We start from the raw sequence: 13,805 nt of genomic DNA on the forward strand, positions 1-13,805 counted from the left end.
GCGCGGTTTCAGGAGAGGAATTTGACAAAGATGAGCTCTGGATCACCGTCATCCAGGTTGTCGATCTGCCCACTCCTGATGAAGCCGAGTTGAGCCAGCACACCCTGCATCGGCGCATTTGAAGCATTGGTCGACGTGAACAGCTTGCCACCCCGGCACTGCGACTCCAGTGTGCGCATGATGGCCGCCGCGATACCGCGGCGGCGTGCCGATTCCTTCACCACGACCAGCGCAATGAACGGTTGATCGAAGAAGGTATCGTTGAGCACGCCATACCCTGTCAGCTGCGACGTATCGTGCGCGTCTGCGGCCACCCAGCATTGGCCGCAGGTGACTGCGTGTGCAATGAATGTTTGCCGTTGCCGATCACCCCGAGCGATCGCGTCCAGCGCAAAAAGCGCCTCGACGTCCTCGGGCTGGGCGAGTCGTATGGTTGATCGCAAGTCCATTTTTGTTCACCTCTACGCGTGCGTGCGCGATGTAAAAACTGCAGGTTCTTATGAATCAAATACGATGCATATAAGGCAGTTTTCAGAAAAATGCACCGTATACGATGCAGGGCGCATCGTCGGCAGCCTCGATGAGGGTAGGGCGCCCGTGCTATCAACAAACCCCAGCACGGGCGCCACGTTATACTTGGCGCCTTTTGCCCGTGGCCGGAGAGCCCTATGCGCCAGGTTTTGCTTATCGTCGATGTTCAATCCACCTTCAGCCCGCCCGAATGGTTGGTAGACGGTTTGCGGCGGTTGTCGGCGAACATCCCGACCGTCGCCTCGGTCGAGCTGCACGATGAGCAGGTCACGCCGTTCCAGCGCCAGCTTGGCTGGCACCCGGCGGCCGAGGACGAGAGCCTGATCGAGGCGGACCAGGTGTTCGTCAAGCATGGCTACGGGCAGACCGTCGAAACCCTCGAGTACATCAAGCAGCTGGGCGTGGAGCGGGTACTGGTGTGCGGCATGCAAACCGAAACCTGCGTGCTTGCCGCTGGCTTCGCCCTGTTCGATGCAGGGCTGGCGCCTACGCTGGTGACCGACTTGACGGTAGGGTCGTCGCTGGACAGGTCCGGGCAGTTGGGCATCGACCTGTGGAAGCATCACTTTGGCCAAGTGACGACCGCTGCTCAAGTGCTGGCCTCGCTGCACGGGTGAGGGCAAAAGGTGCTAGCAGTGCAATCATTTTGCCATCCTCATTCGTCAATGAGTATCATTGTCGATTGACGACAACTTCGATACACCTGGATCGAGAAGGATCTCCATGCTGAAAAAGTCTTACCTTGTGGCTGTGTTGCTGCCGGTTGCCATGAACTGGTGCGCCCTGGCGCACGCCTTCACCGACGGCACCGACCACTCCGCGACCCTGGAAAAGGTCGAGCAGACCTTCGTGGTGCAGAAGGATGGCAGCAATCGCCTGGACGTCGACAGTGTGCTGTTGATCAACGAGGAGCGCGCGATCAAGGCCAGTGCCCAGCGCCCGGTGAGTTACAACCGGTCGCTGGAAACCCTGGATGTGATCGAGGCGTACACGCAAAAGCCCGATGGGCGCAAGGTGATGGTGGATGCCGCGCACATCAAGGAGCAGCAGGAGCAGGCATCCGCGCAGGCGCCGATGTTTCAGGACAGCGTCAACAAGGTGATCATCTTCCCTGAGGTTGCGGTGGGGGACCGTCTGGTGCTGCGTTATCAGCGCAACCGCTTCACGCCGCTGTTCCCTGGCCAGTTCGAAGACATCACCGTGCCGGAATTCCACCCGGTCGGGCAGTTCACGCTCATCTATGACATGCCTGAGGGCATGCCCCTGCAGGCTGATGCGCGCAACTTCAAGGCGTCGCTGCCGGCGGCTGCGCCAGGGCGCAAGGTCTATCGCTGGGATTACGTGCCGGCGGACCGTGCGCGGATCGAGGCGAGTGCGGTGTCCTACCTGGACTACGGGCACTACCTGGCGGTGTCGACATTCACCGATTTCAAAGCGTTCGCCGAGGCCTACCAGGCACGCGCCAAGGTCGAGGTCACGGCACCGATCCGCGAGCTGGCGCAACGCCTCACGGCCCATTTGCCCACCACGCGGGAGAAGGCGCTGACGCTCAGTGACTGGGTGCGTGAAAACATCCGTTATGTCGCCGTGTATGTCGGCGCTGGCGGGGTGGTGCCGCACGCGGCGCAAACCGTGCTGGACAACCGTTACGGTGACTGCAAGGACCATGTTGCCCTGCTTGAGGCGCTGCTGACGGCGGCGGGTATCAAAAGTACGCCGGCCCTTATCAACCTGGGCAACGCCTACGTGTTCCCCAAGGTGCCCGCTCTGGGGGTGTTGAACCATGTGATCACCTATGTGCCGAGCCTGGACCTGTACCTGGACTCCACCGACCCATCGATCGCCGCAGGCTACCTGCCGTTGACCGTGTTGAACAAGCGGGTGCTGCTGACCGCGACGGGTGAGTTCGGGCGAACCCCGGCCATCCAGCTCAACAAGGTTTCCAGTGACTTGCAGTTCAAGGTCAAGGGCGATGGTGGCGCAGACTTCACCAACGTCGCGACCGTGCAAGGCTGGGCCAGCGAGGTCAGCCGCTACGGTGTGAAATCGATGAAACCGGCGGACCGCGACCTGCTCGTCGAGAAGGTACTCGGTGCCTATGGGCAGCGTGGCAGCGGTACCTTCGAGGTGCGCCCGAGCAACGCCAATGGCGACTTTGTCAGCGCCGTCGATGGGCGCACGGAAAACCTCGTCAACCTGCCAGGGCCTGTGGGCATGGTGGCCTTGAGCAGCCTGGTGGGGGGTATCTCGCAGAACGTCTACAGCTTTGCCATGGAGAAGGAGCGCAGCCAGCGCTTCGTGTGCATTTCCAATGACACCGTGGAAAAGTCGCGCTTCGAATTTCCGCCTGAGGTCAATGTGCTGGCGATCCCTAAACAGGTGCGTCTGCAGGACGCCAACGTTGAGTACAGCGCGCATTACGCCAAGGAGGGCAATGCCGTAGTGATCGAGCGGCATTTCAAGTTCAGCCGCCCGGATGTGGTCTGCTCACCTGAAGATTTTGCCGCCATGAAGCCGGCCATCGAGGCCATGGTCAGGGACCTGCAGAGCCAGATCATCGTACAGGCCAGCTAGCCCGATCTGACCGCACCTGCAGCGCCGCCTCCTGGATCAATACGTAGCCATTGATTTATGAGGGGCGCTGCAGGTGGGGGCTTGCTCAGAAGTCCCAGCGGGTGGTGACCATCAGGTTGCGTGGCTCGCCATAGTAGGTGGTGCCGAAGTTGCCAAGCCCGGTCATGTACACCTTGTCGAACACGTTGTTGGCATTGACCGTGAAGCTCAGGTGCTCGCTGTACTGGTAGCGGGTCATCAGGTCCACCAGGGTGTAACCGCCTTGCTTGATGCGTGTGTAGTCGTTGGCGGCCGGGCTGTAGATGCTGCCGTAGAACCCACTCTGCCAACGCAGCCCACCGCCGACGGTGATGCGGTCCAATGCGCCGGGCAGCCGGTAAGTGTTGAACAGCCGCGCCACATGCTCAGGCTTGGTGGTCGCCAGCGGGAAGCCGAACAGGCGGTTGTCGTCAGCGTCGCGCGTACGGGCGTAGGTGTAACCGGCGGTGATGTTCCAGCCCGGGGCCAGTTCGCCTGCCAGTTCCAGCTCGACGCCCTGGGTGGTGGCACCGTCGATGGCGGTGTAGATGCCTTCGTTGGTGACCGGGTTGGTGCCCACCGAGGAGGCGACGTTGTCTTGCTCGATACGGAAGAACGCCAGCGTGGCGTTCAGCCTGCCATCGAAATAGGCGGCTTTGAGGCCTGCCTCATAACCATCGCCTTCCACCGGGTCGAGGGTGGCGCCGCTGACGTCCTTGTAGACTTGCGGCTGGTAGATCGAGGTGTAGCTGGCGTACACCGAGTACGTGTCGTCCAGGTCGTAGACCACGCCGGCGTAAGGGGTGACGACGCCGTGCTGCTTGTAGCTGGCGTGGGTGTCATCCAGGGGCGAGGTCGGGTAGTAGTCCTGGTCGTCGTTGTACTTGAAGGTGCTGACCCGGGTGCCGAGGATCACCGAGAGGTTGTCGGTCGGCTTCAGGCGTGTGGCCACGTAAGCGCCGTTCTGGCTCTGGGTGGTGGTGTAGTCGCCGTTCTTCGGGAAGTCCTGTTCCGCAACCTTGCCGTTCCAGTCGAAGATCGAGCCCGGTACCTGGGCGAAGGCACTGCCGTCGTAGGTGTCGCCGGTCAGGCGCGAATGCGAGGTCATGAAGCCTGCGACCAGCTCATTCTGACGGCCGAACAGGGTGAAGGGCCCCGACACACTCAGGTCTGCGGTGTTCTGTACACGATGCCCTTCCCAACGCCCCCAATAGAAGAACATGCCTTCGCCGGTCGTGGCGTCGGGGTTGCCACCACTGGCTGATGCCAGGCGGGTGTCATGGTCGCTGATCATGTGGTTGAGGCTGAGCTTGACCTTCCAGTCGTTGGCCAGCGCCTGCTCCAGCGAGCCGAAGTAGGTGGTGGACTGGAAATCGCGGCGGCTCCAGTCGGCCCCCGGGTTGTGCGAGCGCGAGAAGTCGGTGCGGCTGCCGTCGGAGAAGTATGTCGGGTTACCGGTCCAGGACGAGCCGCGCGGGGTGGTGGTCTGGTTGTCGATGCCGAAGGTGAGCAGCGTATCGGGCGTCAGGTCGGCTTCGAGAATGCCGTAGTAGACATCCTTCTTCTGTTTGTAGTGATCCAGGTACGACTTGCGGTCCTGGTAGGCGCCGACGAAGCGGCCGCGCACGCTGCCGGTGGCATTGAGCGGGCCGGAAATGTCACCTTCGGTGCGGTAATTGTCCCAGGAGCCGGCGCTGGCGGTGATCGAGGCCTTGAAGTCGTGGGTAGGCTTCTTGCGGATCAGGTTGACCGTGGCGGAGGGGTCGCCGGAGCCGGTCATCAGCCCGGTTGCGCCCTTGATGACTTCCACGCGGTCGTAGGCGGCCATGTCGACATGGGTCGCGCCCTCGTCGTAGACGCCGTCATAGATGGTGTTGACGCCATCGTACTGGTAGTTGGTGATGGCAAAGCCGCGCGCGGAATACTCCATGCGCTCGCTGTCATACGCCTGCACCGAAACCCCGGGGGTGTTGCGCAGCACTTCGCCGATGTCTTGCGAGCCGTGGTCGTCGATGGCCTGGCGGGTAATCACGCTGACAGACTGGGGCGTCTCGCGCAGGGTCAGCGGCAGCTTGGTCGCGGTGGTCGAGCCACCGGTGGTGTAGCTGCCAGTGCCTTCGGTGATGTTGCCCAGGCCTTGGCCGTCGATGCGGCTGGGGGCCAGTTCCACCACGTCACCCTGCTGGGTGGTGAGCAGCAGCGAGTAGCGGCCGTCGCTTTCCTTGACGGCCTGCAAGCCTGTGCCGCTGAGTAGAATCTGCAGGGCCTGGTCGACCGGGTACTGGCCATTCAAGGCCGGTGAGCGTTTACCGCGTGTCCACTGGGTGTCGAACGACAGCACAATGTCGGAGTCTGCAGCGAACTGGGTTAGCGTTTCGCCCAGGTCCCCTTGCGGCAGGTGGTAGTCATGCGCTTGCGCGGCGCAGGCTGCGCCTGGCCCACCGAGCAAAACAGTCAGCAGCAGGCAGGTGCGCAGGTCTGGCGCGCTGAAGGGCCTGAGAGTGAAGCGGCAGGTCATCGTCGAGGTCTCGGAAAGGTAAAGAGGCAGCCACAGCTGGGGTTACCTATGAGTCGGATGAGCCGCGCGAAAGTGATCAGGCATGGTGGTTTTTTTTGGGGGAGGGCGAAATGTCGAGGTGCCCCAAAATACCACTCAAGCCGCAGTAATCGTCACCCAGAAACGCGTGCGGCGCTGCACCTGCACCGGCAAGGAGGTAGCCAGTGCCCGCAAGATCTGTTCGGTATCATCGAGCCGGTAGGTGCCGCTGATGCGCAGGCCGGCCACCGACGGCGCGCAGTGCAGCCAACCTGGCCGGTACCGTGAAACCTCGGTGACGAAGGTGTCCAGGCGTTGGTCATTGACGATCAGCAAGCCTCTGCTCCAGGCGTCTGCGGCGTTGGCCAGCGTCTGCACAGCCGAAAAGCCCTTGCCATCGAACTGGCAGCTCTGGCCGCCGTGCACCTCCATGGCCTGGCCTGAGGCAAGCGTCACACGTGCCTGCTGGCCAAACACATCGAGCTTGCTGGCGTCATCGAACAGCCGCACGCAAAAGCGGCTGTGGCCAGCCGCGATGCTGCCGTGCCGGGTCACCACGCTGCAGCGTTGCTGCTCTGGCACCTCGACCATGATCTCGCCCTGGCGCAGCCGCACATACGGCTGTTCGCGGGTGTCATCGATATCAACTGCCGAGGCACTGTTGAGCAGCAGCGTGCTGCCGTTTTTCAGGGTCAGTGAACGCTGTTCACCCACGCCACTGCGTACATCAGCCAGCAACGGTGAATACTGCAGTTCGCGATAGCTACCCAAGCCCAGTGCACTGCCACCCAGCAGTACCAGCCCGGCCTTGACCACGCGGCGGCGGGTGGCGTGGCGGCCATGCGCCGCCAGCGACAGTACACGGCTGGTGGCCGGGGCAGGGGGTGCGCTCATGCGGGTCTGCAAACGCTCGGCCTGCTGCCAGGCCCAGGCATTGGCGGGCGCAGCGTTCAGCCATGACTGCCAGGCGCTATGGTCGCTGGGCTGCACTTCACCGCTGTTGAGCTGGCTGTACCAATGCGCGGCCTGACGCAGGGCTGTGCGCTGCTCGGCACTCAAAGCCATGCTCACTGGCCGTGGGTCAGGCTATAGATCATGCAGTGTTCCGCCGCTTTGGCAATGTAGCGGCGCACCGTCACTTCAGAAACGCCCAACTGGGCGGCGATGCGTTTGTACGGCATGCCATCGACCTGCGACAGCAAGAACGCCTCCCGCACATTGGCGCCAAGCGCTGCCAGCATCGCATCCAGTTCAAACAACGTTTGCAGCAGCGAAAAGCGTTGTTCGGCCGAGATATCCAAGGCTTCGGGTTGCTCGGCCAGTACCTGCAGCCAGGCCCGCTCCAGGTGCACCCGGCGCAGGTGGTCGATCATCAGGCGACGGGCGATCGTGGCCAGGTAGCCCTTGGGTTCGCGGACCGCTTCGAGCTTGGCCGCCGCATCGGCGGCCGTCATCACGCGAACGAACACGTCCTGGACCAGGTCCGCGGCCAGGTGGGTACAGTTGACCCGAGGTGTCAGCCAGCCGTGCAGCCATTTGCTCTGCGCACGGTAGAGCTGGCTGACCTGGGAATTGAGGGCTACGTCCGGGGTGCTCATCCATGCCGCCTGAAAAGAGTTGCAAATGTTAATGGTTCGCATTTTATGCAAAGTGTTTCAGGCTTGGCAATCACCAGCGGGCGGGCAGTGCCTTGTTCAAGAGGAGGTCGCGCGTGCCAAGGCCTGCGCTGCGCGCGCCTTCCTGCCCTCGTGCCAGCGTGTCAGTACGCCGCGCAGCAGGGTGTTCCAGCAGTAGCTCAGCACCACGCCACCGACTAGCGCCAGGGCCACCGCGAACAACGGCTGATCGTAGATGTGGCGCGCCAGCGACTGGAACTGAAAGTGCGTCAGGTAGATGAACAAGGTCGACGACGCGATCATCGCCCCCACCCTGGCGACCACGCCCGGCACGGGCACAGCGCGGAACCAGATCAAGGCGAGCATCGCCGGCAGGGCAATATCGATGTAGCTGGCAAACGCCTGCCAGCCGATGCCGGCAATGGCCACCAGGTCCAGCTCGGCGATCAGTAGTACCGCCACTGCACTGGCGACCCCTTTGCGCAGCGTCGAGTCGGCGTAGTGAATCGCCATGCCCAGCACCATCACCGCCAGGTAATGCTGGGGCACGCGGTTGAGCAAGGCCGTGGCGTCGAAGACGAAATGGCTCAGCAGCAGATCCGCCACCACCAGCGCACAGGCGGCCATGGTCAGCCAGCGGAACGGGTTGGCAAGGATCGCCTTGCGCACGCGTTTGAACGACAACACAAGGCCAATGACCAGGATCATCTGCACCAGCACTTCGATGTACCAGTAGGTGAAAATTCCGACCTTGTCGGGGGGGAACCAGTTGGAGATCAACAGCAGCGATTGCCAATGCACCTGGTCGAACAGCGCCTGAACCAACACCGTATAGGCAATGGTCGGCACCGCGATGGCTGCCACCGACTTGACCAGCATACGGGCGTCACCGCGCTCGTCGATGGCCTTGAACTGGAACCTGGCCAGGCTGATGCCAGAGATCAGGAACAACACCGATGTTTCGCCTGCGATCCGCCATTCGGAAAACACCTCCAGGTGGCCAACCACAATCAGGATGATGGCGATCATCCGCAGGAAAACCGGCACCTCCATGACCCGCATCGACCACTTCGAGGCCTTGCTGTGCTGCTCGGCCAGTTCGGCCAGGTCCTGGACCGGGATCATTTCCCAGCGATCCGGCAGGTGGCCGATCAGTTCTTCCAGCACCATCGACGCGCGCACGAACGACAAGGAATCGCCGCCGAGCTCCACGAAGCTGAGCCGGGCATCGATGCGCGGGGCTTGCAGGATCTGTGACCAGGCGTCGGTCAGTTTCAGGGCGAGCGGTGACAGTGGCTGCGTGGCCGCGTTGTCGAGGGTGTCGCTGCCGTCGAACGCCGCTGGCAAGGCGCGTTTGTCGACCTTGCCGTTGGGTGTGAGGGGGATGCCGGGCACGAACAGGAACATCGCCGGCACCATGTAGTCGGGCAGCATGCCCGCCATGGCTTGGCGCAGTTCAGCGGTGGCTACGGGTTGCTCGGCAACGCAATAGGCAACCAGCCTGACCGTCGCGTTGTCGTGGTTGGCCAGCACCACGCACTGTTTGATGCGTGGATGCTGGCACAGGGCATTTTCAATTTCCGCCAGTTCGATGCGGTGGCCACGAATTTTCACCTGGCTGTCGCCGCGCCCCAGGAAGCTGGCGCTGCCATCGGCCAGGTAAGTGCCGAGGTCGCCGGTGCGGTAGCAGCGGTCGGCCTGGGCGCCGGTGAAGGGGTTGGCCACGAACTTTTCCCCGGTCAGTGCCGGGTCACCCCAATAGCCTAGCGACAGGTAGGGGCTGCGGATCAGGATTTCCCCGACTTCGCCTGCTTCGACCAGGCGGTTGGCTTCATCGATGATCAACAGCTGCGCGCCGTCTATGCCTTTACCCAAAGGGATGCGGCTGTTATCGGCGCCCGGGTCGAGTGGGTGGTACGCCATGGCCTGCGGCGTTTCGGTGGTGCCGTAGAAATTCACACTGCTGGCGTTGGGCGCAATCGTGCACACCTGCTGGTACAGCGTAGGGCTGAGTGCATCGCCGCCCCAGAACAGGTAGCGCAGGCGCTCCAACACCTGCCCGTTCATGCGCGCGCCGGTTTCGATGAGCTTGCCCAGGGGCGGGGTCAGGTGGATGACCGACAGGCCGTGGTGGTGTATCCAGGCGGCCAGGCGCGACGGGTCGGTCAGGGTTGCCTGGGCCGGGCAGACGACCGTTGCGCCGATCGACAACGGCGTGAACACGTCCCGGTAGACCGGGTCGTGGCCCAGGCCCGAGAGCAGGGAAAAACAGTCGCCTCGGGTAAAACCCTGCTGCTGCACATGCCAGTCGATGAAATGCACCAGGGGCGCGTGGTGGGTGACGATGCCCTTCGGTTCGCCAGTGCTGCCTGAGGTGAAGGTGATATAGGCCGGCTGCGCGGGGCTAACCTCAGGCAGGGGCGACTGCTTGCTGGCGATGTGTTGCAGTGCTTGGTCGGGGCAGGGCGGCACGTTGACGGTGCGGGCAAGGCCTGGCTCGACCTGGGCATCGCCACAGCGCAAGACAAAGGCAGGTTCGAGGGTGCGGATGATCTGCGCAATGCGCGCAGCAGGGTAAGCGGCGTCGGCCACGGTGAAGGTCAGCCCGGCGCGCAAGGCGCCGAGCATGGCATACACCAGCGCGGCACCACGGCTGGCGACGATTACCAGCCGATCGGTGCCATTGGCGCCGTTTTCCAGCAGGTACGTGGCAATGCCCTGGCTGATGCGGTCTAGCTGGCCGTAGCTGCAGGTGGCGTCGTGGGCGATGATGGCGGTGGCATCGGGCGAGTGCTTTGCTTGCTCAACAAAGGCGTGAAAGATCGGGCGCTCGGCGCGATATTCCAGGTTCTGCGTCGGGTTCGGGCGCATATCCGGCATGTTGGGTGTTTGCTCCGCATCAACGGCAGGGGGTTGGCTGGATAGCACAACGCTAGTGCAGGCTGGCGTTTGGCGCCAATGCCCCTGCGGTGATTGTGTTGAGGCGGAATTTTGGGGCCGCTTCGCAGCCCCAGATCCTCAGGCAACATCCACCAGCACGATCTCGCTGTCTTCGATGGCCGTAACCCGCAACACTGCTTCTTGCTCGATGGCCAGCCCATCACGTGCGTTGACGCGCACGCCGTTGACCTCCACTACCCCCTTGGCCGGCACCAGATAACCACGGCGCCCGGCATCAAAGCGGTACTCGGCGCTTTCCCCCGCCTGCAACGTCGCAGCCACCAACCGTGCATCGGTACGAATCTGCAAACTGTCTTCGTCACCTGCACGCCCACTGGCCAGGGTCACGAAGCCTTCGCCACGTTCCCCTTTAGGGAAGGGCCGGCTACCCCAGGTCGGCGCCTCGCCCACCCGCTCAGGCACCACCCAGATCTGGAAGATGCGCGTGTCGACGTCCTCCTGGTTGTACTCGCTGTGGACGATGCCGGAGCCTGCACTCATTACCTGCACATCACCCGCTTCGGTACGGCCTTTGTTACCCAGGCTGTCCTGGTGGGTGATCGCGCCTTCACGGACATAGGTGATGATTTCCATGTCCCGGTGCGGGTGCGACGGGAAACCGCTGCCAGCCGCAATCAGGTCGTCGTTCCAGACTCGCAGGTTGCCCCAGTGCATGCGGGCGGGGTCGTAGTACTCGGCAAACGAAAAATGGTGATGGGCATCGAGCCAGCCGTGGTTGGCGTGGCCGAGGCTTTCGAAGGGTCGCAGTTGCAGCATGGTCGTGCTCCTTGAAGGGGTGGAATGGGGCCATGATGCTTCAAAGAAAGATCGAAAATAAGCGTAAATATCGGCTAAATATAATCAATTAAATTGATTGTTCTGGGTGCGGTGTTTTATCCGTTTCATCGCCTAATCCACTGATCTGCAAGCATTCGCTGGTGATTTTTAGTAGATGCGGCGAACATGGCACGCTGATTTGTTTTCCATCGGAGTGACCGTGGCCCACGAGCATCCCCAGGCGCCTGCCGACCTGACCCCACCTGCCCAGTTACCGTGGTTTCGCCGCCTGGCCGCCCGCCTGCTGGGCCGAGGCCTGAGCCGCCTGCAAGCCCAGCATCGCGACTCCTGGTTCCTCGGCCATGCCACGGGGCAGCGCAGTGGCCATGAAGACGGTGTGCGTGAAGGCTTCGAGCGCGGGCGGGTAGAAGGCTACGAGGCGGGGCGACAGGTGCTGGTCATTCGCGATACCCGCCCCGACACCGCCGCTGTGCCCGGCCAGGACAACAACCTCTTCGACGACTGGCGCCTGCCGTTGACCGCCGAACTGAAAAAGCGCTTCAAGGCTGATGTGGCGCAGCGCCTGCCGGCCGAAGCGCAACCCAGTGCGGCGCAGTGGAAGCTGATTTTCAGCGACACCCCCTCCACCTGTGTGGTGGCCGGGGCCGGGGCGGGCAAGTCGACCTCGCTGGTACTGCGAATTCTGCTGCTGCGCCATTACCTGGGCTACGAGCTGGATGCGATGACCGTGGTCACCTTCACCCGCGAGTCGCGCAAAGACTTCATCAAGCGCCTGTTGCAGGTGTTCGCCTTGTGGCAGATCGACCTGCAGCCCGCGCTTGCCCGTGAGCTGGTGCGCACCTTCCATTCGCGCATCTTGCCGCTGGTACGCAGCCTGCCAGGCTTTGGCCAGGTGCGAGCGTTCGAGACGCTGGGCAACGAGATGCCGGCCGGCCGTGAGGCCGAGGCCGAGAGCAACCCGTTCGACCTACGCCTGAACGATGCGCAACGCCAGCAGCTCAACCTCTGCTACAGCACCTTGCTGGGCGAGAACCCGCGTTTCGCAGAGCTTGTTGGCCTGTTGCGCAGCGAGGCGTTGCAGCTCAAGCCGCTGGACCCCAACCACCCCGATGTGCAAAAGCGTGCGCAGGTGACGCAGTTGGCCGCCCAGCGCGACGAAGAGCTGTGCGATGTGATCGAGGACCTGTGGTTCGCCGCAGGTGCCTGGCCGATCAAGGGCATCGAGCCGTGCCGCGACACGCTCGAAATCCGCGGCAGCCGCTTCCATGTGCATGGCCGCCTGCAGGGGCAGGGTGCCTGGGTGGTGCTGGGCTTCGACCCCGCAGAGAGCGCGCAGTACCAGCGCCCCGGCGCCAAGCTGGCGGTGCGTGCCGAGTGGGCGGTCAAGCGCACCCTGTTGCAGGCGTTCTGCGACAAGCCCCTGATCTGGCTGGACAACTATGCAGCCGCCCGGCGTTTGGCTGCGTCCCTGGCCGGTGATGCGGTGGCCGGCCCCGGGTTCGAATACAAGGTCAAGGGTGAACTGGCCCCGGCACCGCTGCTCGACGCCTTTGTCGGCGCCGCCAACTTCATCGAAAACCTGGGCCTTGACGTGAATAACGCAGTGGCGGCGATGAGCTTCCCGGCAGGCGACAGCGACGGCCTGTTCTTCGAAGCGTTGGCCTTGTACTGGAAAGCCCTGGAGGCACATCTGCTGAGCCAGTCGCCACCGGTGATGAGCTACAACCGCATGTTCGCCCTGTTTGGCGAGAACAACCCGGAAAACCTGCAACTGCTGCCCGACCCCTTGCTCAGGCCGCTGGCGCACCTGATGATCGACGAGTTCCAGGACGTTTCGCCGCAGATCGTCAGCTGGCTGCGTGCCAGCCTTGCCGAGATCCGCCGGCGCGGGCCGTCGATGCATACCGGTCGTAATGCCCAGCATTCCTCGCTGTTGTGTGTGGGGGACGACTGGCAATCGATCTATGGCTGGCGCGGCAGTTCGCCGAAGTACTTCATGGAGTTCACCAAGGCATTCGTGTCGCCGGCCAACACCCGGGTGATGATGGTCGAGAACTACCGCTGCCAGCAGCAGGTGATCGACGCTGCCGAGTTCCTGGTCAAGGGCACCCCGGCGATCACCGGCAAGAAGGCCCGGGCCAGTGGGCCTGCAGCCGAGTTGCCGGGCTCGCCGGTCAAGGTGTTCGACCGTGATGAGGCGGCGCTGGGCGAGACCCTGATCGAGCATTATCAACGTGGCGAGTCGGTGATGATGCTGTACCGCAAGGGCAGCGACAAAGCCCTTATGAACGAACACCTGCAAGCGGTGCTGCACGCCGAGGCTGGATTGCCCGCCGAGCAGCGTCGGCTGCGACAGCTGACTTATCACAGCGCCAAAGGCTTGCAGGCCGATGCGGTGTTCATGCTCGGCGATTGCCAATACCTGACCAGTTCGCCCTACAAGAACCAGGTGTATCGCTTGGCCGGCCTTGGTAAGCCCGGTGATGCCCAGGCATTCGATACGGCGCAGAAGGAAGAGGTCCAGCGGCTGGCCTACGTGGCGGTCACGCGTGCGGTCAGGCACTGCTATTGGCATGTGGAAGCGGCCAACAGCGAAGCGCCGGCGGCGCCCCGGGCGTCGGGCCAGGTGGATGGCCGGCAGGCCTTCTTCGAGGACCTGCGCGGCCAGTGACGTGCATGGGTGCACGGGTTTGAACCTGAGGGTCGGTGACGGCTAAGTCACAGTCGGTGACGGGCCAATCAGTCGCCTGCCGTTACGCCAAGGTAACCTGTCGGAGCCCCGTGCGGCCCGG

At 63.0% G+C, this 13,805-nt stretch carries 9 protein-coding genes; 3 read left to right on the forward strand and 6 right to left on the reverse strand.

The annotated features are described in order from the left end of the window. Window positions 1–8 precede the first annotated feature (8 nt). Complete coding sequence (locus DJ563_RS04375) at window positions 9–449, reverse strand: GNAT family N-acetyltransferase (protein WP_274100652.1); 441 nt, start codon at window positions 447–449, stop codon at window positions 9–11. Between the two features lie 219 nt (window positions 450–668). Between DJ563_RS04375 and DJ563_RS04380 the strand changes: the two genes are divergently transcribed. Continuing rightward, a complete protein-coding gene (locus tag DJ563_RS04380) occupies window positions 669–1,148 on the forward strand; it encodes an isochorismatase family protein (RefSeq protein WP_434518889.1) in 480 nt (159 codons plus the stop codon). A gap of 106 nt (window positions 1,149–1,254) precedes the next feature. Further along, window positions 1,255–3,105 (forward strand): DUF3857 domain-containing transglutaminase family protein, encoded by a 1,851-nt coding sequence (locus DJ563_RS04385; protein ID WP_434518890.1) that lies wholly within the window; start codon window positions 1,255–1,257, stop codon window positions 3,103–3,105. Between the two features lie 85 nt (window positions 3,106–3,190). Here DJ563_RS04385 and DJ563_RS04390 read toward each other — a convergent pair whose 3' ends face one another. The 5 genes from DJ563_RS04390 to DJ563_RS04410 all read right to left on the reverse strand — a co-directional run bounded on the left by DJ563_RS04390 (window position 3,191) and on the right by DJ563_RS04410 (window position 10,992). Continuing rightward, window positions 3,191–5,641 carry a TonB-dependent siderophore receptor gene (locus tag DJ563_RS04390; RefSeq protein WP_434518891.1) on the reverse strand — a complete coding sequence of 817 codons (2,451 nt, stop codon included), beginning with the start codon at window positions 5,639–5,641 and terminating at the stop codon, window positions 3,191–3,193. 135 nt (window positions 5,642–5,776) lie between these two features. Beyond that, the gene (locus DJ563_RS04395) at window positions 5,777–6,724 is read right to left on the reverse strand and encodes a FecR domain-containing protein (protein WP_274099123.1); all 948 of its coding nucleotides are present in this window, start codon (window positions 6,722–6,724) and stop codon (window positions 5,777–5,779) included. Between the two features lie 2 nt (window positions 6,725–6,726). Beyond that, on the reverse strand, window positions 6,727–7,257 hold the full coding sequence (locus DJ563_RS04400; protein ID WP_186659984.1) for a sigma-70 family RNA polymerase sigma factor: 531 nt from the start codon (window positions 7,255–7,257) through the stop codon (window positions 6,727–6,729). Window positions 7,258–7,353: 96 nt separating this feature from the next. Further along, on the reverse strand, window positions 7,354–10,155 hold the full coding sequence (locus DJ563_RS04405) for an amino acid adenylation domain-containing protein (protein WP_434518892.1): 2,802 nt from the start codon (window positions 10,153–10,155) through the stop codon (window positions 7,354–7,356). A gap of 138 nt (window positions 10,156–10,293) precedes the next feature. Then, window positions 10,294–10,992 (reverse strand): pirin family protein, encoded by a 699-nt coding sequence (locus tag DJ563_RS04410; protein ID WP_434518893.1) that lies wholly within the window; start codon window positions 10,990–10,992, stop codon window positions 10,294–10,296. A gap of 175 nt (window positions 10,993–11,167) precedes the next feature. Between DJ563_RS04410 and DJ563_RS04415 the strand changes: the two genes are divergently transcribed. Further along, window positions 11,168–13,684: a UvrD-helicase domain-containing protein gene (locus tag DJ563_RS04415; protein WP_274099126.1), complete on the forward strand. Its 2,517-nt coding sequence runs from the start codon at window positions 11,168–11,170 to the stop codon at window positions 13,682–13,684. The last annotated feature ends 121 nt before the right edge of the window (window positions 13,685–13,805 follow it).

The sequence above is a fragment of the Pseudomonas sp. NFX1 genome (assembly GCF_051123555.1).
GTDB classification, from domain to species: domain Bacteria; phylum Pseudomonadota; class Gammaproteobacteria; order Pseudomonadales; family Pseudomonadaceae; genus Aquipseudomonas; species Aquipseudomonas capeferrum.